The following is a 23,165-nucleotide window of genomic DNA, read 5'->3' on the forward strand; positions in this document are numbered from 1 at the left end:
ACATGCGGGTTCCCGCCCTCCTTGGCACGTGCGTCGTCGGTGTCGGGCGGTCAGCCCGCGGTGCGGCCCAGCTCGTTGTCGATGAACGCGAACAGGTCGTCCGCGGTGGCTTCCGCCAGCTGCCCCACCGGGTCCTCGCCCAGGGCGTTCGCGGCGGCGGTGGGTTCGGTGAGCCGCGCGAGGATGGCGCGCAGCCGGTCGGCGACCTCGGCGGTCGACTCCGCGCCGTCGCCGCCGCGCGGGGCGGTGGCGAGCAGCGACTCCAGCCGGTCCAGCTCGGCGTGCAGCGGCGCGGCGGGTTCCGGCCCGCCGGGCGCCAGCAGCCCGAGCAGGTGGTCGGCGAGGGCGGCCGGGGTCGGGTGGTCGAACACGGCGGTGGCGGGCAGCGCCGCGCCGGTGGCGGCGTTGAGCCGGTTGCGCAGGTCGACCGAGGTGAGCGAGTCGAAGCCGAGCTCCTGGAGGGCCCGGTCCTCCTCGATGCCGTCGGCGTCGTCGCGGTGCAGCACCGAGGCGACCTCGGCGAGCACGGCGGCCAGCAGGATCGTCCGGTGCTTGGCGGGGGGCGCGGCGGCGAGGTCGGCGAGCAGCCGCGAGGTGACCGGCTCGGCGGTGGGCGCGCCCTCGCGGGGCGGGACCAGGAGCCGGTCGCCGCGCGCGGCGGCCAGCGGGACGCCCGCCGCGAGCAGGGCCGCGAGCACGTCGGGGTCGGGCCGGTCGGTGTCCAGGTCGACCAGCAGGACCCGCCCGTTGTGCTCGGCGGCGGCGCGCAGCAGGTTCCAGGCGAGCCTGGCGTCCTCGCCCGCCCGGTCGCCGCCCAGCGCCGGGGCGATCCCGGTGGTGGTGACGACGAGCCGGGGGCCGTCCCAGCCCTGGACCAGGTCCAGGGTGCCCCTGGTGCGGGCGTAGCGGGCCTCGGGGGTGTCCGCCGGGTCGGCGGTGAGGTGCACGGCCAGCGGCAGCAGCACCGCGTCGGCGTCGGCGGGCACGTCGGCGGCGGTGGTGACGACGGGCAGGCCGGGCAGGTCGGCCGCGCCGTGGTCCAGGTCGAGCACGACGAGGGACCTCGGCCCGGCGGGCCGGGGCGGGTGGATCTCCTCCCAGTCGGGGGCGGCGGCGGTCCGGCCCGCGCCGGGGGCGACGACGAGCGCGTACCGGTCGCGCTGGAAGCCGTAGGTGGGCAGGTCGACGTGCCTGGCCCCGGCGCCGTCGAGGAACGCGGCCCAGTCGACGGCCACTCCCCTGGTGTGCAGCAGCGCCAGGGTCTCGGCGGTGGTGTCGACCTCGGGGCGGTCGCGGCGGGTGGAGGCGAGGGCGGCCCGGTCGCGCCGCTCGGGCAGCGCGTCGAGCACCTGCTCGGCCATGGTGGCGAGCACGGTGTCCGGCCCGACCTCCAGGAACGTGGTGGCGCCGAGCGCGACCAGCGCGGTGGTGGCGGGGGCGAACCGGACGGCGCCGCGCACGTGCCGCACCCAGTGGTCGGGGGTGTCCACCGGCGCGTCGGCGGCGCCGGTGAGGGTGGAGACGATCGGGATGGTCGGCCGGTGGTAGGTGACGGTGGCGGCGACCTCGGCGAACGCGTCGAGGATCGGCTCCACGAGCGGGGAGTGGAAGGCGTGGCTGACCTTGAGCCTGCGGGTGCGCCTGCCGAGGGCGCGCCACGGCTCGGCGGCTGCCAGGGTGGCCTGCTCCTCGCCCGCGAGGACGACGGCGCGCGGCCCGTTGACGGCGGCGACGTCGACCAGCCCCGGCTGACCGGCCAGCCCCGCGCGGACCTCCTCCTCGGTGGCCTCCACGGCGATCATGACGCCGGTCGCGGGCAGCTGCTGCATGAGCCTGCCGCGCGCGGCGACCAGGCGGGCCGCGTCGTCCAGGGAGAACACGCCCGCGACGTGCGCGGCGGCGAGCTCGCCGATGGAGTGCCCCGCCAGGAAGTCGAAGCGCACGCCCCAGGACTGCCACAGCCGGAACAGGGCGACCTCGACGGCGAACAGCGCGGGCTGGGTCAGCCAGGTCTCGTCGAGCGCCTCGCCGGTGGTGACGGCCTCGCGCAGCGAGCGGCCCAGGTGCGGGTCGAGCGCGGCGCACACCTCGTCGAACGCGGCCTCGTAGGCGGGGTGGGCGTGGACGAGGTCGATGCCCATGCCGACGCGCTGCGCGCCCTGGCCGGTGAACAGCGCGGCGAGCCTGCCCGCGCCGGTGGTGCGGCCGGCCGCGGCCGGGTCGAGCGCGGTGAGGCGGGCGCGCAGGTCGTCGGCGTCGGAGCCGACGAGGACGGCGTGCCGCTCGTGGGTGGCGCGCCGGGTGGCCAGGGTGAGCGCGACGTCGGCGGGGCGGGTGTCGGGGTGCTCGGCGAGGAAGGCCGCGAGCGCGTCGGCCTGGGCCTTGAGCGCGGCGGGGGTCTTGGCGGACAGCAGCCACGGCACGACTGGGTCCGCGCCGCCCTCCCCCGGCTGCCCGTGCTCGGGGGCCTGCTCGATGATGACGTGCGCGTTGGTGCCGGAGATGCCGAACGACGAGACGCCCGCGCGGCGCGGCCGGTGCGCGTCGGGCCACGGGGTGGCCTCGGTCAGCAGGGTCACCGCGCCCGCGTCCCAGTAGACGTGCGGGGACGGCTCGGTGACGTGCAGGGTCTTGGGCATCAGGCCGTTGTGGATGGCCTGGACGGACTTGATGACGCCCGCGACGCCCGCGGCGGCCTGGGTGTGGCCGATGTTGGACTTGAGGGAACCCAGGTACAGCGGGGTCTCCCGGTCCTGCCCGTAGGTGGCGAGCAGCGCTTGCGCCTCGATCGGGTCACCGAGGGAGGTGCCCGTGCCGTGCGCCTCCACCAGGTCCACATCGGACGGACGCAAGCCCGCCGCTCCCAGCGCCCGCCGGATGACCCGCTCCTGCGAGGGACCGTTGGGCGCGGTCAGGCCGTTCGACGCCCCGTCCTGGTTCACCGCCGTGCCCCGCACCACCGCGAGCACCGGGTGCCCGTTGCGACGCGCGTCCGACAACCGCTCCAGCACCAGCAGACCAGCGCCCTCCGACCAGCCCGTGCCATCGGCGTCGGCCGAGAACGCCTTGCACCGGCCATCGGCCGACAACCCGCGCTGACGGGAGAACTCGATGAACGGGTTGGGCGTGGACATGACGGTGACGCCGCCCGCGAGCGCCAGGTCGGCCTCGCCGGAGCGCAGCGCCTGGCCGGCCAGGTGGATCGCCACCAGCGACGACGAGCACGCCGTGTCGATCGTCAGCGCCGGACCTTCCAGGCCGAAGGTGTAGGCGAGGCGGCCGGACGCGACGCTGCCCGCCGTGCCGCTGGCCAGGTAGCCCTCCAGCTCGGCCGGGAGCTGACCGGACTGCTCGGTGTAGTCGGTGTACATGACGCCCGCGAACACCCCGGTGCTGCTGCCGCGCAGCGTGGCCGGGTCGATGCCCGCCCGCTCGAACGCCTCCCACGCCACCTCCAGCAGCAGCCGCTGCTGCGGGTCGGTGGCCAGCGCCTCGCGCGGGGACATGCCGAAGAACTCCGGGTCGAAGTCGTAGGCGTCGTGCAGGAAACCGCCGCTGCGCGTGTAGGTGCGGCCCGCCCGGTCCGGGTCCGGGTCGTAGAGGGCGTCGGTGTCCCAGCCGCGGTCGGTGGGGAAGTCGCCGACCGCGTCGACCTCGTCGCGCACCAGCTCCCACAGCTGCTCCGGGGAGCGCACCCCGCCGGGGAAGCGGCAGGCCATGGCGACGATCGCGATCGGGTCGTCCTCGGTGGCGGCGACCCGGTCCTGCCGGGTCTCGTCGGGCGCGGCGGGGCCGGAGACCTGCGCGGACAGGTAGCCCGCGACCGCCGAGGGCGACGGGTAGTCGAACACGAGCGTGCTCGGCAGCCGCAGCCCGGTGGCGGTGTGCAGGTGGTTGCGCAGCTCGACGGCGGTCAGCGAGTCGAAGCCCAGCTCCTTGAACGCGGCGGCCATCTCGACGCGGGAGCCGTCGGCGTGGCCGAGCACCTGCGCGACGGTGGCCCTGACCAGCTCGGCGACGGCCGTGTCGCGCTCCCGCTCGGACAGCCCGGCCAGGCGGCGCTCCAGCGCGGACCCGCCGTCCGCGGACGGCTCGGCCTCCCCGGCCGCGGCGCGGCGGGTGGCGGCCGGGGTGATCAGGCCGCGCAGCACGGCGGGCAGCCGCTCGCCGAGCGCGCGCAGCGCCGCGTGGTCGAGCGCGGCGGCGGTCACCTCGGGCAGGCCGGAGGCGGTGGCCGCGTCGAGCAGGGCGAGCCCGGCCTCGCCGGTCAGCGGCAGGACGCCGTTGCGGGCCAGGCGGGTGCGGTCGGTGTCGGTGAGCGCGCCGGTGATGCCGCTGCTGTCGGCCCACAGGCCCCAGGCGATCGAGGTGGCGGGCCGGCCGAGGTGGGCGCGGTGGCGGGCCAGCGCGTCCAGGAACGCGTTGCCCGCCGCGTAGTTGCCCTGGCCGGGGTTGCCCAGGACGCCCGCGACCGACGAGTACAGGACGAGCGTCGCGCGGTCGCCGAGCAGCTCGTGCAGGTTCCAGGCCGCGTCGACCTTCGGGGTGAGCGCGGTGGTCAGGCCGCGCGCGTCGAGCGAGGTGACGACGCCGTCGTCGACGACGCCCGCCGTGTGCAGCGCGACGCGCACGTCGTGGCCGCGCAAGGCGTCGGCGAGCGCCGCGCGGTCCTGGGCGGCGACGGCGGTGACGGTGACGCGCGCGCCCTCGGCGGTCAGCTCGGCGACCAGGTCGGCCGCGCCGGGCGCGTCGGGGCCCCGGCGGCTGAGCAGCAGCAGGTCGCGGACGCCGTGCTCGCGCACCAGGTGCCTGGCGGCGAGCGCGCCGAGCGCCCCGGTGCCGCCGGTGATCAGGACCGTGCCCGCGTCCCACGCGACGGCGGTGGCAGGCTCGGGCTCGGCCGCGACCAGGCGGGGCACGAGGACCTCTCCGGCGCGCAGCGCCAGCTGCGGCTCCCCCGTGCCCAGCGCCGAGGGCAGCGCGGCCCACGACTCGGCGGTCCCGTCGTGGTCGACGAGGGCGAACCGGCCGGGCTGCTCGGACTGGGCGCTGCGCAGCAGGCCCCAGACGCCCGCGTGGTGCGGGGACTCGTCGGGGCGCGCCCCGCCGCCGCCGGTGGTCACCACGGCCAGCGCGGTGTCCTGGAGCCTCGGGTCGGCCAGCCACACCTGGAGCAGCTCCAGCGCGGCGCGGGTGGTGGCGTGGGCGGCGCGCGCCGGGTCGCCGTCCGGTTCGGGCAGCAGGACGACCGCGTGGCGCGGCACGTCGTCGCCGCCGAGCGCCTGGGCCAGGTCGGGCAGGTCGTAGTAGGCGCGGGTGGGGGTGGCGTCGCCGGGCAGGGCGAACACGTCCACGAAGCCCTCCGCGCCGACCGCCGACCACGGCACGGGCCCGCCGGTCTGGGCGGGTCGCCACTCCGGGCGCAGCAGGGTGGCGCCGCCGCTGTCGCGCAGCGCCGCGCGGGACACCGGGCGCAGCACCAGCGAGCGGGCCGTCAGGACCGGCGCGCCCGAGGTGTCGACGGCGGTCACGGACACCACGAGGGTGTCCTGGTCAGGCCGGGTGACCCGGTGGCGCAGGCGCAGCGACCTGGCGCCCTCGGCGTGCGCGGTGACGCCGGACCAGGCGAACGGCAGGACGGTGGTGTCGCCGTCGTCGGCGACGCCGGGCAGCAGCGGGTGCAGCGCGGCGTCGAGCAGCGCCGGGTGCAGCGTGAACGAGGCCGCGGCGGGCCACTGGTCGGCGGGGAGGGCGACCTCGGCGAACAGGTCGTCGCCCGCGCGCCAGGCGCGTTCCAGGCCGCGGAAGACCGGGCCGTACCCGTAGCCGCGCTCGGCGAGCCGGGCGTAGGCGTCGGTCAGGTCGAGCTCGGTGGCGTTCGGCGGCCAGGCGCCGAGGTCGGTGTCGGCCGCGGGTGGGGTGGGGGTGAGGGTTCCGGTGGCGTGCTCGACCCACTCGGCGCCGTCGCGGTCGCGGCGGGCGTGCACGCGCAGCGCGCGGGACCCGTCGGCGTCGGGGGCGTCCACGACGACCTGGACGAGGGTGCCGCCGCGCTCGGCCAGCACCAGCGGCGCGGCCAGCGTCAGCTCGTCGACGTGGTCCGCGCCGACCCGGCCGCCCGCCCACAGGGCCAGCTCCAGGTAGGCGGTGCCGGGCAGCACGGCGGCCCCGGCGATGGCGTGGTCGGCCAGCCACGGGTGGCTGGTGGCGGCGAGCCTGCCGGTGAGCACGAGCCTGCCGCCCGCCAGGTCGACGGCCGCGCCCAGCAGCGGGTGCCCGGCGGGGGCGAGGCCCACCCCGGTGACGTCGCCGCCGGTGGGGGCGTCGAGCCAGAACCGCTGCGGGCGGAACGCGTAGGTGGGCAGGTCGACGCGGCGCGCCCGGCCGCCCCGGTACGGGGCGGCCCAGTCGACGTCGACGCCCGCGACGAACAGGGCGGCCAGCGCGGACAGCACCGAGCGGGGCTCGTCGCGGTCGGCGCGCAGCAGCGGCGCGGCGACCACGTCGACGCCCGCCCCCGCGGCGATGGCGGGGACCAGCGCGGACAGCACGGCCGTGGGGCCCAGTTCGACGAGCGCGGTGACGCCCTCGTCGAGCAGGGCGCCGACCGCGTCGGAGAAGCGCACGGCGGCGCGGGCCTGGCCGACCCAGTAGTCCGGGGCAGCCAGCTCGGCGGGGTCGGCGAGGCGGCCGGTGACGGTGGAGACCAGGGGCACGCGCGGGGCCGCGTAGGCGACGGTGGCCGCGACCTCGGCGAACTCGGCGAGCATCGGCTCGATGAGCGGCGAGTGGAAGGCGTGGCTGACCTCGAGGCGCTTGGTGCGCCTGCCGCGCGCGGCGAGCGCCTCGGCGACCGCGGTGGCGGCCTCGGTCTCGCCCGCGACGACCAGCGCGGTGGGGCCGTTGACGCCCGCGACGCCCACCCGGTCGCCGTGCCCGGCCAGTTCGGCGAGCACCTCGTCCTCGGTGGCCTCGACGGCGATCATGACGCCGTCGCGCGGAAGTCGCTGCATGAGCCTGCCGCGCGCGGCGACCAGGCGGGCCGCGTCGTCCAGGGAGAACACGCCCGCGACGTGCGCGGCGGCGAGCTCGCCGATGGAGTGGCCCGCCAGGAAGTCCGGGCGCACGCCGTGGTCGGCGAGGAGCCGGAACAGGGCCACCTCGACGGCGAACAGGGCGGGCTGGGTGAAGCCGGTCTCGTCCAGGCCGTCGCCGCTGTCGACGACCTCGCGCAGCGGGCGGTCCAGGTGCGGGTCGAGCGCGGCGCACACCTCGGCGAACGCTGCCGCGTAGACCGGGGACGCCTCGGCGAGGGCGAGGCCCATGCGGGCGCGCTGCGCGCCCTGGCCGGTGAACAGGAACGCGGTGCGGGTCGGGGCGGCCTGGCCGGTGACGGCGGTGGGGCCGCTCTCGCCACGCGCGACGGCGGCGAGCGCCGCGAGGAGGTCCTGGCGGTCCTCGCCCCACACGACGGCCCGGTGGTCGAGCGCGGTCCTGGTGGTGGCCAGGGACCAGCCGACGTCGGCGGTGGTGTGCTCGGTGGAGGTGGCGAACCCCAGGAGGCGTTCGGCCTGCGCGGCGAGCGAGCCTGCGCCCCGGCCGGAGAGCACCCACGGCAGCGGGCCGGTCGTGGTGTCGGATTCCGCTGGCGCGGCGGGGGTGTCGGCCGGTTCGGCCTGCTCGACGATGACGTGCGCGTTGGTGCCGGAGATGCCGAACGACGAGACGCCCGCGCGGCGCGGCCGGTCGGTGTCGGGCCACGGGGCGCTGTCGGTGGCCAGGCGCACCGCGCCCGCTTCCCAGTCGACGTGCGGGGTGGGCTCGTCGGCGTGCAGGGTCCTGGGCACGATCCCGTTGCGGATGGCCTCGATGGACTTGATGACGCCCGCGACGCCCGCGGCGGCCTGGGTGTGGCCGATGTTGGACTTGAGGGACCCCAGGTACAGCGGGGTCTCCCGGTCCTGCCCGTAGGTGGCGAGCAGCGCTTGCGCCTCGATCGGGTCACCGAGGGAGGTGCCCGTGCCGTGCGCCTCCACCACGTCCACATCGGACGGACGCAGACCCGCCGCTCCCAGCGCCCGCCGGATGACCCGCTCCTGCGAGGGACCGTTGGGCGCGGTCAGGCCGTTCGACGCCCCGTCCTGGTTCACCGCCGTGCCCCGCACCACCGCCAGCACCGGGTGCCCGTTGCGACGCGCGTCCGACAACCGCTCCAGCACCAGCAGACCAGCGCCCTCCGACCAGCCCGTGCCATCGGCGTCGGCCGAGAACGCCTTGCACCGGCCATCGGCCGACAACCCGCGCTGACGGGAGAACTCGACGAAGATGCCGGGCGTGGACATGACCGTGACGCCGCCCGCGAGGGCGAGGGAGGTCTCTCCCCTGGCGAGCGCCTGGCCGGCCAGGTGGATCGCCACCAGCGACGACGAGCACGCCGTGTCGATCGTCAGCGCCGGACCCTCGAGGCCGAAGGTGTAGGCGAGGCGGCCGGACGCGACGCTGAGCTGGTTGCCGGTGAGCAGGTAGCCGTCGTGGCCCTCGGCGCCCTGGTGCAGGCGCGGGCCGTAGTCCTGGGCCATCGCGCCGACGAACACGCCCGCGTCGGCGCCGCGCAGCGTGGCCGGGTCGATGCCCGCCCGCTCGAACGCCTCCCACGCGACCTCCAGCAGCAGCCGCTGCTGCGGGTCCATGGCGGTGGCCTCGCGGGGGCTGATGCCGAAGAACGCGGCGTCGAACTCGTCGGCGTCGTGCAGGAAACCGCCGTAGCGGGCGTTGGTGGAGCCGCGCTTGTCCGGGTCGGGGTCGTGCAGCGCCTCGGTGTCCCAGCCCCGGTTGTCCGGGAACTCGGAGATGGCGTCCACGCCGTCGCGCACCAGCTCCCACAGCTGCTCCGGGGAGCGCACCCCGCCGGGGAAGCGGCAGGCCATGCCGACCACGGCGATCGGGTCGTCGGAGGTGGGCGTCGCGCCGTCCACGGCCGGCTCGGCGGTGGCGCCGCCCAGCTCGCGGTCGAGGTGCTCGGCGAGCGCGCGCGGGGTGGGCTGGTTGAAGGTCAGCGCGGCGGGCAGGGCCAGGCCGGTGGCCGCGCCGAGCTGGTCGCGGAACTCGACGGCGGTGACCGAGTCCATGCCGAGGTCCTTGAACGTGCGGCCCTCGGCGACGTCGGCCGGTCCGTCGAAGCCGAGCACCGGGGCGGCGTTGGCCCGCACCAGGTCGACCAGCACGCGCAGCCGCTCGCGGTCGGACAGGCCGGTGAGGCGGGCGCGCAGCGCGCCGGTGCGCTCGTCCTGCGGCGCGGGGGCGTTCGCGCTCGCGGGGGTGGCGGCGCGGGTGATCACGCCGTCGCCGGAGAACCAGAAGTGCTTGCGCTGGAAGGCGTAGGTGGGCAGGTCGACGAGCTGCGGGGCGTCGGTGAGCGGTCCGGTCCAGTCGAGGGCGAGGCCGTGCGCGTGCGCCGCGCCCAGCGCGAGCAGGAAGCGGCGGGGGCCGCCGTCGTCGCGGCGCAGCGAGCCGAGCGCGGTGGCGCCCGCGACGCCCTCGGCCTCGATCGTCGACTTGACGGCGTGGGTGAGCACCGGGTGCGGGCTGGTCTCGACGAACGCGCGGTGGCCGTCGGACAGGAGCAGGCGGACGGTGTCGTGGAAGTTCACGGTGTGGCGCAGGTTCCGGAACCAGTAGGAGGCGTCCATGCCGGTGGTGTCGAGCACCTCGCCGGTCAGGGTGGAGTAGAACGGGACGTCGGCGTGGCGCGGGCGGACCGGTTCGAGGAGTTCGAGCAGCTCCGCGCGCAGGCTCTCCACGTCGGCGGAGTGCGAGGCGTAGTCGACGGCGATGACCGAGGCTCGCACGTCCCGCGCCTGGTAGTCGGCGACGATCTCCCGCAGCGCCTCCGGGTCGCCCGCGACGACGGTGTTCGCGGGGCCGTTGACGGCGGCGATCGAGACCCGGCCGCCGTGCTCGGCGATCCGCTCGGCGACCTCGGCGGCGGGCAGGGTCACCGCGGCCATGCCGCCGGTGCCCGCGAGCGCGCGGATCGCCTTGCTGCGCAGGCAGACGACGCGGGCGGCGTCGTCGAGCGAGAGGGCGCCCGCGACGTGCGCGGCGGCGATCTCGCCCTGGGAGTGGCCGATGACCGCGTCCACGCGCAGGCCGTGGTGCTGCCACAGGCGGGCCAGCGACACCATGACCGCGAACAGGGCGGGCTGCACGACGTCCACCCGGTCCAGCCCCGGCGCGCCGTCGACCTGGCGCAGGACCTCGTCCAGTGACCAGTCGGTGAACGCGGAGAGCGCCCGGCCGCACGCGGCGAGGTGCCCGGCGAAGACCGGGGAGGAGTCGGCGAGCTCGACGGCCATGCCCGCCCACTGCGAGCCCTGGCCGGGGAAGACCAGCACGACCCCGCCGGTGGCCCCGACCTCGCCGCGCACCAGGTTGGCGGCGGCCTCGCCCGAGGCGAGGGCGGCGAGCCCGGCGTCCAGCTCGGCACGCCCGGAACCGACGACGACGGCGCGGTGCTCGAAGGCGGTCCTGGTGGTGGCCAGCGAGAGGGCCACGTCGACGGGCCGCTCGTCGGTGAGGTGCGCGGCCAGCGCGGCGGCCTGGGCCTGCACGGCGGCACGGCTGCGCCCGGAGAGCAGCCACGGGACGTGGGCGGTGGGCGGCGCCGAAACGGGCGGGGGCGCGGCGGCGGGCGCGTGCTCGGGCGCGGCGGCGGGGTCGCCCACGACCGCGGCCTCGGCGGCCTGCCCGTCGGCGGCCAGCCCGTCGGCGGCCAGCCCGTCGGCGGCCAGCCCGCGCCCGGCCTCGGCGGCGGGCGCGCTCCCGGCGATGAGCCCGGTCTCGGCGGCGGGCGGGTTCCCGGCGGCCGGCAAGCCCTCGGCGGCCCTCGGGCGTCCGCTCCCGGCGGCAGGCTCGCCCGCAGCGGCGGGCGCGGTCTCCGCGGCGGGCGCGGTTCCGGCAGCGGCCCCGCCCCCGTCCGGGTGCGCGGGGCGGCGGACCGGGGCCGGGGCCTCGGTGAGCACGACGTGCGCGTTCGTGCCGCCCATCCCCCACGAGCTGACGCCCGCCACGAGCGGCCGGTCGGGGTGGGGCCAGTCCGACAGTTCCGCGTGCACGCGCAGCCCCAGCTCCCCCAGGGGGATCTCCGGGTTCGGCGTCGCGAAGTTCAGCGTCGCGGGCAGCCTGCGGTGCCGGATGGCGAGCGCGGTCTTCACCAGGCCGACGATGCCCGCCGCGCCCTCCAGGTGGCCGACGTTCGACTTGGCGGAGCCGACCCGCAGCGGGTCGTCCTCCCGGCCCGCCATCGCGGCGCCCAGCGCGCGCGCCTCGATCGGGTCGCCCACCGGGGTCCCGGTGCCGTGCAGCTCCACGTACTGGGCGCTCGCGGGCGCCACGCCCGCGGCGGCGAACGCGGCGCGGACGACCTCGGTCTGCGCCCGCTCCCCCGGCACGGTCAGGCCCTCGGTGGCGCCGTCGCTGTTGACGGCGCTGCCCAGCAGCACCGCGTGCACCGGGTCGCCGTCGGCCAGCGCCCGGTCCAGCCGCTTGAGCAGCACCACCGCGCCGCCCTCGCCCCGGACGTAGCCGTTGGCCGCGGCGTCGAAGGGGCGGCTGCGGCCGTCCGGGGACAGGGCGCCGAAGCGCTCCAGGCCGACGGTCTGCTCGCCGAGCAGGTTCAGGTTCACGCCGCCCGCGATGGCCAGGTCGACCGCGCCGTCGCGCAGCCCCTCCGCCGCCAGGTGCACGGCCACCAGCGACGACGCCTGCGCGGCGTCCACGGTGACGCTCGGGCCGCGCAGGTCCAGCGAGTAGGACACCCGGTTCGCGATGATGCCCCGGTGCGTGCCGGTCACGGTGTGCGGCGTGATCGCCGACGTGCCGTGCTGGTAGAGCAGGGCGGCGTAGTCGTCGCGGATGCTGCCGACGAACACCGAGGTGCGGCTGCCGCGCAGGTCGGCGGGGACGATCCTGGCGTCCTCGACGGCCTCCCAGGCCAGTTCGAGCACCAGGCGCTGCTGCGGGTCCATCGCCGCCGCCTCGCGCGGCGAGACGCCGAAGAAGTCCGCGTCGAACTCCGCGACCGAGTCGAGGAACCCTCCTCGGGTCACACCGGGTGACGCCTGCTCCCAGCGCCCGGCGGGAACGTCGGTGATGGCGTCCACGCCGTCGCGGAGCAGCGCCCAGAACGCGTCGGGGCCGTCCGCCGACGGCAGGCGCACGGCCATCCCGATGACGGCGACGGCGTCCTGCGGCCCGCCGGGGGCCTCGTGCTGCCCGGCTGTGGGGTGGTCCATGCTGCCGACCGCCTTTCCTGACCAGCTAACCGAATGGTGGGCGTCCTGCTTTCCGGGCCGAAGGTAGGTCGGGGGCGGTAACGGGCCACTCTGGCCGGGCGCGGTGAGAATCCCGTTACCCGGCGGTGGAGGGGGTGGGCGGCGCCCGTGGTTACAGTCGGTCGCGTCCGACGAGTTGAGTCCTTTGTGGATCGCGGGCGGCGCGCGCGCCGCGACCACGCAGACCCGAGGGGATCACAGCATGTCCGAGCAAGCGCACGTAGCAGCCGGTGGAGTGGGCACCGCGGAACCCGCCGGGGCCGTGGACCCGAAGGAGCTGCGGTCGGTCATGGGCCGGTTCGCCACCGGCGTCGTGGTGGTCACCACCGGCGGCGAGCACGTCCACGGGATGACCGCGAACGCCTTCGGCTCGGTCTCGCTCGACCCGCCGCTGGTGCACGTGTGCGTGGCCCACAGCGCGGTCATGCACCGGGCGCTGACCTCGACGGGCCGCTTCGGGGTGTCGGTGGCGGCAGCCGACCAGGAGCCCGCCGTGCGCCACTTCGCGGACCGCGAGCGCGTGCTGGGCGCGGCCCAGTTCGACGTGGTCGACTGGGCGCCGGGCCCGCTCACCGGGGCGCCGCTGCTGACCGGCGCGCTGGCCTGGCTGGAGTGCGAGGTGGTGACCGCGCACCCCGCGGGCGACCACACCCTGTTCCTGGGGCGGGTGCTGGGCTGCGGGTCGGGCGCGGAGCAGGGGGCGCTGGTGTTCCACCAGGGCCGCTTCCAGCGCGTCGGCTGACCGCGCGGCGCGCGACCCCGGTCGGCGCACGGGCCGGTACGGCACCGCGGTGTGCCTCGGTAACTTCAAAGTGCGTTCTTACCCAAGCCCCCGCGCCGCGCCACCATGGATCCGGGCCGGTCGAACCGGGTCCGTCAAGGCCGTCCGCGCGGCGCACGCCGCCGGGACGGCACACCTCGCCGCCACGTGGCGGCGCCACTCCCACAGGGGGCCACGATGAGGAAGGTCGTCAGGTCGTTCGCCGACCTCCAGGACCCGTTCCTCGCCTACATCCAGGACATCGTCTACGCCACGATGACCACGGTGGACAAGAGGAACCGGCCGCGGGCACGGGTGCTGCTGCCCATCTGGGAAGTGCGCGACGGCGTCCCCATCGGGTGGATCGCGGCCTACCGCACCCCGGTGAAGGTCGCGCACCTCGCCCGCAACCCGCACACCACGATCTCCTACTGGAACCCCAAGCAGAACGCGGTGTTCGCCGACTGCCGCGCCGAGTGGGTGCAGGAGGACCAGGAGGTGCGCAGGGAGATCTGGGAGCTGTACCGCAAGGGCAGCCCGCCCGGTGTCGGCTACGACCCGGCGAACTTCTGGCGGCACGGTCCCGAGGACCCCAAGTTCGGGCTGATCAAGCTGGAGCCGTGGCGCATCCAGGTGCTGCGGGGCTTCGACCTGAGCAGCGTGTTCTGGGAGGCGCCCGACGCGGACGACGAGCAGGTCGACGCGCCGGTGCCCGCGGCCCCGGCGGTCGAGCACGACGTCTGACCCCCGCGCGACGCGCCCCACGCGGTCGGCGCGCCCCGGCCTCGGCGTCGTGCGGAAGGTGGAAAGGCCCGCCGGTTCCCCGGCGGGCCTTTCCACCTTCCGGCGGCGCTCCGGTCGTGCGGAGCGGGCGGGCGGTCCGGCTCAGGCCGCCGCCCACACGCCCCGGCTCGCCGCCTCCTTGGCGAAGTCCGCGAACGCGACGGGCGCGCGCCCGGTGACCTGCTCGACGGTGAAGGTGACCGCGCTGCTGGTGCCCTGGTCGATGCGGGCCACCAGGTCGCCGACGAAGGTGGCGTAGTCGGCGGGCACGCCCGCGCCCACCAGCTCGGCCTCGTAGTCCCGCTGGCTGACCGGCACGTACCGGACCTCGCGGCCCGCGGCGTGCCCGATGACCTCCACGGCCTCGGCGAAGGTGAGCGCGGCCGGGCCGCTGAGGTTGTAGACCCGGCCGTGGTGCCCGTCCTCGGTGAGCGCGGCGGCGGCGACGGCGGCGACGTCGGCCACGTCCACGAACGCCTCCGCGCCGTCGCCGGCGGGCAGCGGCAGCTCGCCCGCGCGGACGCCGTCCAGGAGGACGCCCTCGTCGAAGTTCTGGTTGAACCAGCTGGGGCGCAGGACCGTCCACTCCAGACCGGAGCGCTCGGCGGTGTCGGTGCCCGCGTGCAGGTCCTTGCCGCCGATGGCCCCGGCGGGCCTGGCCTGGAGGGCGACGACCCTGGTGACGCCGAGGTCGGCGGCGCGGGCGTAGAACCGCTCGATCATGGTCTCGGCGTCCCACTGGCCCGGCTTGTCCTGCTGGTCGACCAGGTAGACCGCGCCCACCCCGGTGAGCGCGCGGCCCCAGGTGGTCTCGTCGTCCCAGTCGAACCGGACCTCCCCGCCGCGCGAGGCGGCGCGCACCGGCACGCCCCGGTCGCGCAGCAGCGGCACCAGTCTGCTGCCGGTCTTGCCGGTGGCGCCGAGCACGAGGGTCGGCTTGGTCTTCTTCGGCATCGCACAAGCCCTTCTGGGGGTCGGGGTGGCCGCGCGCGGGAACCCGCCTGGCGGGCGCGCGAGGGCCGGGCGGGTCGGGGGGAGGTTCGGGGTGGCGGGGCCGCGCCCGTCCCGCCGCCCCGCGGAGGGGCGCGGGGCGGCGGGACGGCGGGCCGGGTCGTGCTCCGCTTCCGGAACACGACCTAGGGGTTGCCCCGCGTCACAGGAAGGGGGTGTCGGGCGACAGGCCCAGCAGCACCCGGCCGTGCAGCTCCATGTTGGTGTTGAACAGGAACAGCGCGTGCAGCGACAGGCCGAGCATGTCGCGGTGGAAGCGCTGGAACGGCACGTCCCGCGAGATCGACGACGCGCCCGACGCCTCGTGCAGCGCGACCACGGCCTCCTTCGCGAGCTGGATGGCCATGCCGACCTCGCCCCGCGACTGGGCGCGCTCCTCCACCGACGGGTAGGTGCCCGCGTCGGCGTGCGCCTGGAGACCGGCGGTGATGCGGTCGGCGAGCGCCTCGGCGGCGGCGATGCGGTTCTTGGCGGTGGCGACCTGGATGTGGGTCAGCGGCGACTCGCTCTGGTTGGTCCAGGGCGTGTAGGTGATGCCGCGTCCGGGCAGCCGGTCGAGGAAGGTCTCGTAGGCCCCCTTGGCGATGCCGATGTAGGCGGCGACCGCGCCCACCATGATGTAGGGCAGGAAGGCGTAGTTGCTGCCGGTGGCGCCGCTGTTGGCGCGGTCGGCGGCGCCCGCGCCGAGCAGCTCGGGCAGGAACAGCGAGCGGTGGGTCGGGACGAAGACGTCCTCCACCGTGGCGGAGGCGGAACCGGTGCCCTCGGCGGCGCTGGTGTCCCAGTCGTCGTTGATCGTCACCTCGGAGGTGGGGACCACGACCACGTAGGGCAGGCCGCCGTCCTCGGTCACGTGGACCGCGGCGAGGGTGACCCACTCGGCGGCGTGCACGCCGGAGAGCCACTTCCAGGTGCCGTTGACGGTCCAGCCGCCCTCGGCGGGCACGATCGTGCCGGTGGGGGTGAAGCCGGTGGAGACCTTCAGGTCGGGCTTGGTGAAGATCTCCTGCTGGGCCTGCTCGGACAGCGTGGTGTGGATCCACGCGCTGGCCTGGAGGATCATCGCGGCCCAGCCGGTGGCGCCGTCGGCCTTCGCGACGGCCTCGAACACCTTGGCCTGGTCGGCGAGCGGCAGTTCGAGGCCGCCGAAGCGGCGGGGGGTGGTGAGCCGGAAGACGCCCGCCTGCTCCAGCAGGCTCAGGCTCTTCTCGGGAACGCGGCGCTCGCTCTCGGCGTCAGGACCGTTCGCGCGCAGCGCGGGCGCGATTTCCGCGACGGCTCCCAAAACGGTCGAGACATCGACAGCGAGGTCGGTCGTCGTCATTACTGCCTCCTGATCGGCACTGGCTCTTGACTGGCCGCGACGGCGCTCTTCCCGTTCAACGGCAACGAATTCGACCCTAGTGCGGCGAGCGCGGAAGGCGTTTTTCCTCCGGTAATCGGGCGGTTGCGGTGGTCATCGCGCGGTAATCGGGACGCGGGGTTCCCGGTGGGACGCGGGTAATCGCCGGCGGGTCGTCGGGCGCGGGTTCGCCCGCAGCGCGGGCACGACGCGACCGGCCCCGGTCGCGGGAGGCGACCGGGGCCGGTTGCTGGGCGTCGGGGAGGGGGACCGACGCCGGGGGAAACCGCGGGGGATCAGCCCGCGGTGGGCTGGGCCTCCACCGCGACGGGCTCGGCGGAGGCGCGGGAGCGCAGGCCCGTGGCCACCACGACGAGCGCGACGAGCGTGGCGACGAACGGCACGAGCAGCGCCTTGTGGTAGCCGTCGAGGGCGGTGCCCGAGGTGGCGGTCAGCGAGGCGGCCACGGCGAGGCCGAGCGCCGCGCCGAACTGGAACGAGGTGTTCCAGATGCCGCCCGCCAGGCCCTGCTCCTCGTCGGCGATGCCCTCCACCGCGACGATCGTCAGCGGCCCGTAGACCAGGGTGAAGGCGATGCCGATGAGCAGCATCGTCGGGAACATGCCGGTCCAGTAGTTCGCGTCGGCCGGGATGTCCAGGAACAGGAAGTAGGCCAGCGCCAGCGACACGAAGCCCGCGAACAGCACGACGGGGTTGCCGAACCGGTCGACCAGCTTGGGCGTGAGGGTCGGCGCGAGCACCGAGTCGATGCCGATGACCAGCAGCGCGATGCCGGTCTCCAGCGCGCCCCAGCCGCGCAGGTCCTGCATGTAGAGCACGGTGATGAACTGGAAGCCGAAGAACGAGCCTGCGAACAGCACGGTGGCGATGTTGGCGCGCACCAGGTTGGCGCTGCGGAAGATGCCCAGGCGCACCAGCGGCTCCTTCGAGCGCCTCTCCGCGATCACGAACGCCACCAGCAGCACGGCGCTGATCGCGGCGGTCAGCACGGTCCGGCTGACGGGCACCTCGGGCGCCATGACGACGGTGTAGACCGCGCCGACCGCGCCGAGGGTCATCGTGGCGGCGCCGAACACGTCGTACTTCTGGCCGGGGACGCGCGGCGGCGGGGTGTCGTGCTCGATCAGCTTGACCGCGAAGCCGAAGATGATCGCGGCGAGGATGACCGGGGCGAAGAAGACCCAGCGCCAGCCGATGGCGGTCAGCAGGCCGCCGACGACCAGGCCCAGCGAGAAGCCACCGGCGGCGGTGCCCGCGTACCAGAGCAGCGCCCGGTTGCGCTTGGGGCCCTCGGCGAAGCTCGTGGTGATCAGCGACAGGCCCGCGGGGGTCATGAACGCGGCGGCGAGGCCGGTGATGGCGCGGGAGACGATGAGCATCCAGCCCTCGGTGGCCAGGCCGCCGAGACCGGAGAACACGACGAAGACCGCCAGCCACAGCACGAACATCTTGCGCCGGCCCAGCAGGTCGGCGGCACGGCCGCCCAGGAGCATGAACCCGCCGTAGGCCAGCACGTAGGCGCTGACGACCCACTGGAGCTCGCCCGCCGACATGCCGAGCTCGTCCTTGATGGAGGGCAGTGCGACGCCGAGCATGGAGATGTCGACGCCTTCGAGGAAGATCGAGCCGCACAGCACGAAGAGCAGTGCGGCGTCGCGCGCGGTCATGCGCACGGGCCCGTCTAAGGATGGGCTGTTCGGGGTCGCGGACACGGTCAGTCAGCTCCTTGTCGAGGGACGCGCGAGGGATCAGTGCCCGCGCCGCCGGAGGCGGTTACCTTTCGGCACGTCGGTTCCCTCTTGTACGTAAAGGCATGATCAGTCACCATGCAGAGCTGTGGAAGAAGGCACTTTAAAGTCACTGAGTCTCTGCGGTGATACCGAGGACTACGGGGCCCGGCAGTGGGACACGAGGGCGGACTGCGAGGTGCGCCAGATCCTGGACCGGATCGGCGACAAGTGGTCCCTGCTGGTGATCGCGCTGCTCGACCGCCGGATGCTGCGCTTCTCCGAACTGCGCAGGCTCATCGACGGGGTGAGCCAGCGGATGCTGACGATCACCCTGCGGCACCTGGAGCGGGACGGCCTGGTGAAGCGGACCGTGCACCCGGTGGTGCCGCCCAGGGTCGACTACGAGCTCACCCCGCTGGGGGTGAGCCTGCACGCCACGATCCAGGCGCTGGTCGACTGGACCGAGGACCACCAGCCCGCCATCGCCTCGGCCCGCGACGAGTACGACCGGCGCGAGGGCGCCCAGGAGCAGGCGGTCGCGGTCGACCGCTGATCCGGGTCCGCGCCGGGTCCCCCGCCGCTGGGGCGGGGGACCCGGCGCGGCTGCCCGACCGGTCAGGCGGGCTCGTTGCCGCCGAACGCGTCGTCGACGGCGTAGCGCCACTTGCCGTCGGCGCCCTTGCGGACGACGTCGACGCCGACGCCCTCCAGGTGCTCGGGCTCACCGTCGACGCCGGTCATGTCGATCTGCCAGTCGATGATGAACAGGACCGTGTCGCCGGTGACGTAGCGCTCGCGCTCGACGGCGGTCATCGTGGGCGTGCGGGAGAGGAACTCGCGGGCGTACTCGCGGCGGGCCTCGCCGGAGAGCGGCGCGAGCGGCTCCCACACCGCGACGGCCTCCTCGGTGTAGAACAGGTCGAGGACGTCGGGGTCGTTGGAGTTGAACGCCTCGACGTAGTGCTCCAGGTGCTTGTCGACGTCCTCGGTGGGGCGGATGGTCGTGCTGGCGGTCATGGCGCTGTCCCCTTCAGGATGTGCGGTGGTCGTGCTCCGGCCGGGGTCCGGCAGGCGGGATCAGAGGAAGAACGTGTCGGGTTCGAGGCCGAGCAGGACCCGCCCGTGCACCTCCAGGTTGGTGACGGGGGCCATCAGGCCGTGCAGCGCGAGGCCGACGGTGTCCCGGTAGACGCGCTGGAGCGGCACGGCCTTCTGGATGACGGAGGCGCCGGAGAGGGTGTAGAGGATCTCCACGGCTTCCTTGGCGAGCTGGATGCCGTAGCCGATCTGGCCGCGGAAGGCCGCCTTCTCGGCGGTGGTGACCGCGACGCCGCTGTCGGCCCGGTCCTGCATGAGGCCGGTGATCCGGTCGCGCAGCCCCTCGGCGGCGGTGATCTTGTTGGCGGCGGTGCCGACCTGGATCTGCACGTGCGGGTGCTCGGACTGCTCGGTCCAGCCGGTGTAGGCGATGCCCCGGCCGGGCGCGCGGTCCTGGAACAGCTCCAGGGCCTGCTTGGCCAGGCCGATGTACACCGCCAGGGACGGGACCATGACGTAGGGCAGCAGGCCGTAGTCGCGGCCGTGCAGGCCCTGGTTCCAGCGGTCGCCGGTGGTGCCCTCGACGATCTCGGCGCCGTCCACGACGAAGTGGGCGGGGACGAACAGGCCGCGCACGGACGAGGTGGAGCTGCCGGTGCCCGCGGCGGAGGAGACGTGCCAGTCGTCGGCGACGGCGAACTCGGAGGCGCGCACGAGGGCGTAGCGCTCGTCGTGCGACTCGCCCTCCTGGTCGGGGTGGACGACCATGGCGGCGACCATGTTCCAGTCGGCGCCCCGGATGCCGGTGTTGAACCGCCACGCGCCGTCGAGGGTGAAGCCGCCCTCCACGGGGGTGAGGGTGGCGGTCGGGGTGAAGCCGCCGGAGACGCGGACCGAACCGCCCGCGTACACCTCCTCCTGCGCGCGGTCGGGGTAGGCCGCGACGAGGCCCGCGCTGGACATCCAGGCGTTCACCGTCCACGCCGTGGAGCCGCAGCCGCGCGCGACCTCCTCGACGATGGCGACCTGCTGGGCCACGTCCAGGTCGAGGCCGCCGAACTTGGCGGGGACCGGCGCGCGGAAGACGCCCGCGTCCTCCAGCAGCTTGATGTTCTCCTCGGGCAGCCACCTGCGGTCCTCGGCGTCCTGGGCGTTGGCGCGCAGCCTCCCCACCAGTTCGCGGACCGCCTCTAGGGTCGCGCGACCGCTCCGCTCGGTCTCCTGCATGACACCTGGCCTCTCGTCGCTTCGGCTGTCGGCTCGCTCGGTCCGGAACACTAACGACGGATTCGGGAATTGTTCTCACCCATTGGTAATCCGCCGCTCCGGAGAAATCCGGTTACCGTCTCGTGAGCGGTCGGTGAAAGGGGTTGGGTTAGTTTTCCAGGGCGTTGCAGGTGCTGCCCGAAAGATGGTCACGCGGACCCGATCCGCCCAGAAGGAAGCAGGACGGAAAAGATGTCCACCGCACTCCGGGTCGACCCCGACTTTCCCGACCTCACCGACGACATCGACACCCAGAACGACATCTTCATCGACGTCTTCAACTCCGGTGACGGCGCGCTGTTCGACAAGCTGTACCGGCCGGACGCGATCTCGAACTTCTCCGGCGGCCAGCTGACCGGCGCGCCGCGCAAGGCGTGGTTCGAGCAGTTCCTGGCGCCCAAGCCGCACCTGGAGGCGACGCTGACGCACGCCTACGTGGCGGGCGACGTGTCCCTGATCGGCGTCACGTTCATCATCCTGACCACCGACGAGGAGGGCAGGAAGGTCAAGATCACGGGCCGCTGCACGGACGTGCTGCGCCGCGGCGACGACGGCCGCTGGCTGATGTGCATGGACCGCCCGGTGATGGACCCGCCGGAGTTCGTGGACTAGCGCGGAGCCCGCAGGGCCGAGGTGACCACGCCCCACGGCTGTCGGTCCCGACGGGGCGGGCACGCCCGGTGGCCCCCGCCGCGCGGGCGGGCGGCCACCGGGTCGTGGGGCGGTCGGGTGCGCGGGGTCGTTGCTACGATCGCGGCCCCGTACCCGATCGCGAGGTGCCATGACCGAGCCCGCCGACGCACGCGCGCCGTCCTGCGGAGACCTGGCCGGACTGCTGGCCGAACCCGCGCGCCTGGCCGCGTTCGCCGCGCTGGCGCTGGGGGCGGGGACGGTGGACGAGGCGGCGGAGGCGGCGCGGTTGACGCGCGCGGACGCCACGCGGGCGCTGCACCGGCTGGTCGACGGCGGCTTGGTGACGCGCGAGGGCGGGCGGCACGCGCCGGTGGCGGAGGTGTTCCGGACCGCGGTGCGCGCCGAGGCGCGGCTCGGCGGGGCGTCCGGCGACGGCGCGGGTGCGTACTTCCGGCGGGGCCGGTTGACCGCGGTCCCCGGTGAGGCTGGGGTGCGCTCGAAGGTGCTGGCCTGAGCCGCAGCTGACGAGATCCCTTGCGGGGCAACGGGTTTCGGGGTGCGGAACCTGGTGGAGCCGCTGCGCGGGCGCCGAGCCGCGCTCCCCGGCGCGCTCCCCCGGTGCGCTCCCCCACCGCACGACCGCGCCGCGCGCCGACTCCCGTGGGGTCGACGCGCGGCGCTCGGAGTGGTGCGGGGTCAGCCGATCACGCCGGTCTCGACCGGGTCCTGCTGCTGCGCTGGGGTCTCGGCGGCGCACTTCACGTCGCGCGCCGGGCGCTCGCCGCCGAGCAGGTAGGCGGTCACCTTGTCGTTCGCGCAGGCGTTCTGGCCCACCAGGTACGCGCCGTGGCCGCCCTGGTCGACGGTGATCATCGCCGCCCGGTCGCCCAGCGCGCGGCGCATCGAGTTCGCCAGGGCGAGCGGGGTGGCGGGGTCGCGCTCGTTCTGCACGACGAGCACGGTGCGCGGGCCCTTGTCGGTGATCTTCACGGGCTGCTCGACCGGGTCCGGCCAGAAGGCGCACGGGGTGATGTTGCCGCCCGCCGCGCCGAACATCGGGAAGCGCTTGCGGTCGGTCTCGACGTTGCGCTCGTAGGTCTTCACGGACTTGGGCCAGCGGGAGTCGCCGCACACGATGTGCAGGCGTCCGGAGATCAGGGCGTCGACCTCCGACGGGTCGGGCAGCTCGCCCGGCGGCAGCGGCAGCGGGTCGCCGGCGGCCAGGGTGCGCCAGTTCGTGGCGAGGGCCTGGTTGGCGGCGTCGGTGCCGCGGTACAGGCTCACGAAGGTGAGCAGGCGGAAGATGCCGCCGTCCACGCCGTGGACGGGCTCGCGGTCCAGGCGCCCGGCCAGCTCGAAGTACTTGGCGCGCACCTGCTCCGGGGTCGCGCCGAGGCCCAGCTCGGGACGCGCGGCGACCCACTTGGCGAAGTCGGGGAAGGTGTCCTCCACGCCCTGGCCGTACGCGCGGGTGGCCTCGATGTCCCAGCCCTGCGCGCCGAGGTTGCTGTCGATCACGACGCGCTCGGCGCGGTTCGGGAACAGCGTGGCGTACACGGCGCCCAGGTAGGTGCCGTACGAGTAGCCGAGGTACGAGACCTTGCGCTCGCCGAGGGCGGCGCGGACGACGTCCAGGTCGCGGGCGGCGTTCGCGGTCGTGTTGTGCGGCAGGGCTTCCGCGTCGGGCGAGGCGAGGCACTGCTCGGCGATCCGCTTGACCTCGGCGGCGCGCTCGCGCACCGAACCGGGGGTGACCGCGTACGGCGGGATGCTGCCGTCCGCCTGCTGCTCCTCGGTGAGGTCGCAGCTGACCGGCGAGCTGCTCCCGACGCCGCGCGGGTCGACGGCGACGACGTCGTAGGCGTCGAGGACGCTCTGCGGCATCTTCAGCACGTCGCGCAGCTGGGCGGGGAACGTCAGCGCGACGGACGGGCCGCCGGGGTTGGTGAGCAGGACTCCCCTGCGCTGCGCGGGGTTCTTGCTGGCGACGCGGGACAGGGCGATCTCGGTCTTGCGCCCGTGCGGGTCGCGGTAGTCGAGCGGGACCTGGAGCGTGCCGCACTCGACGCCCTCGGCGGCGACGCCCTCGGGGCAGTCGGCCCAGGCGATGGCGGGTGTGGCGGCGGCGTCCGGTTCGGCCGAGGACACCCCCGCGACCAGCAACGACGCCGCGGTGGTGAGCACCGCGGTCAACGACAACGTCCTTCGCATCAACCAATCCCCTCGTCGGCGGCGGACCTCACCGGGCC

The 23,165-nt window shown here is 75.1% G+C and carries 12 protein-coding genes; 5 read left to right on the top strand and 7 right to left on the bottom strand.

The window, feature by feature from the left end; translation table 11 throughout:
• Positions 1–50: 50 nt before the first annotated feature.
• Positions 51–12,293 (bottom strand): type I polyketide synthase, encoded by a 12,243-nt coding sequence (locus AMIR_RS42245; RefSeq protein WP_015803416.1) that lies wholly within the window; start codon positions 12,291–12,293, stop codon positions 51–53.
• 241 nt (positions 12,294–12,534) lie between these two features.
• On the opposite strand from AMIR_RS42245, the gene AMIR_RS23370 reads away from it, so the two are divergent.
• Together AMIR_RS23370 and AMIR_RS23375 are read left to right on the top strand one after the other, a co-directional pair.
• Positions 12,535–13,074 carry a flavin reductase family protein gene (locus AMIR_RS23370; RefSeq protein WP_015803417.1) on the top strand — a complete coding sequence of 180 codons (540 nt, stop codon included), beginning with the start codon at positions 12,535–12,537 and terminating at the stop codon, positions 13,072–13,074.
• Positions 13,075–13,290: 216 nt separating this feature from the next.
• Positions 13,291–13,836 (top strand): pyridoxamine 5'-phosphate oxidase family protein, encoded by a 546-nt coding sequence (locus AMIR_RS23375; RefSeq protein ID WP_015803418.1) that lies wholly within the window; start codon positions 13,291–13,293, stop codon positions 13,834–13,836.
• A gap of 141 nt (positions 13,837–13,977) precedes the next feature.
• Here the strand turns inward: AMIR_RS23375 and AMIR_RS23380 are convergent, their stop codons facing one another.
• From AMIR_RS23380 to AMIR_RS23390, 3 genes are all read right to left on the bottom strand, one after another.
• Positions 13,978–14,829: an NAD(P)H-binding protein gene (locus AMIR_RS23380; protein WP_015803419.1), complete on the bottom strand. Its 852-nt coding sequence runs from the start codon at positions 14,827–14,829 to the stop codon at positions 13,978–13,980.
• 199 nt (positions 14,830–15,028) lie between these two features.
• Positions 15,029–16,210 carry an acyl-CoA dehydrogenase family protein gene (locus AMIR_RS23385; protein WP_015803420.1) on the bottom strand — a complete coding sequence of 394 codons (1,182 nt, stop codon included), beginning with the start codon at positions 16,208–16,210 and terminating at the stop codon, positions 15,029–15,031.
• Positions 16,211–16,524: 314 nt separating this feature from the next.
• Entirely contained in the window at positions 16,525–17,916 is a 1,392-nt protein-coding gene (locus AMIR_RS23390; RefSeq protein WP_041836972.1) for an MFS transporter, read from the bottom strand.
• A 169-nt stretch (positions 17,917–18,085) separates the two neighbouring features.
• On the opposite strand from AMIR_RS23390, the gene AMIR_RS23395 reads away from it, so the two are divergent.
• Positions 18,086–18,532: a winged helix-turn-helix transcriptional regulator gene (locus AMIR_RS23395; protein WP_015803422.1), complete on the top strand. Its 447-nt coding sequence runs from the start codon at positions 18,086–18,088 to the stop codon at positions 18,530–18,532.
• Between the two features lie 62 nt (positions 18,533–18,594).
• Here the strand turns inward: AMIR_RS23395 and AMIR_RS23400 are convergent, their stop codons facing one another.
• The gene (locus AMIR_RS23400; protein ID WP_015803423.1) at positions 18,595–18,996 is read right to left on the bottom strand and encodes a YybH family protein; all 402 of its coding nucleotides are present in this window, start codon (positions 18,994–18,996) and stop codon (positions 18,595–18,597) included.
• 60 nt (positions 18,997–19,056) lie between these two features.
• Positions 19,057–20,244 (bottom strand): acyl-CoA dehydrogenase family protein, encoded by a 1,188-nt coding sequence (locus AMIR_RS23405; RefSeq protein ID WP_015803424.1) that lies wholly within the window; start codon positions 20,242–20,244, stop codon positions 19,057–19,059.
• Between the two features lie 231 nt (positions 20,245–20,475).
• Between AMIR_RS23405 and AMIR_RS23410 the strand changes: the two genes are divergently transcribed.
• Together AMIR_RS23410 and AMIR_RS23415 are read left to right on the top strand one after the other, a co-directional pair.
• Positions 20,476–20,895, top strand: a complete 420-nt coding sequence (locus tag AMIR_RS23410) for a YybH family protein (protein ID WP_015803425.1) — start codon at positions 20,476–20,478, stop codon at positions 20,893–20,895.
• Positions 20,896–21,064: 169 nt separating this feature from the next.
• Complete coding sequence (locus AMIR_RS23415) at positions 21,065–21,430, top strand: MarR family transcriptional regulator (RefSeq protein WP_015803426.1); 366 nt, start codon at positions 21,065–21,067, stop codon at positions 21,428–21,430.
• A 182-nt stretch (positions 21,431–21,612) separates the two neighbouring features.
• Here the strand turns inward: AMIR_RS23415 and AMIR_RS23420 are convergent, their stop codons facing one another.
• The gene (locus AMIR_RS23420) at positions 21,613–23,127 is read right to left on the bottom strand and encodes an alpha/beta hydrolase (protein WP_015803427.1); all 1,515 of its coding nucleotides are present in this window, start codon (positions 23,125–23,127) and stop codon (positions 21,613–21,615) included.
• Positions 23,128–23,165: the final 38 nt, after the last annotated feature.

This window comes from Actinosynnema mirum DSM 43827, from assembly GCF_000023245.1.
GTDB classification, from domain to species: Bacteria; Actinomycetota; Actinomycetes; order Mycobacteriales; family Pseudonocardiaceae; genus Actinosynnema; species Actinosynnema mirum.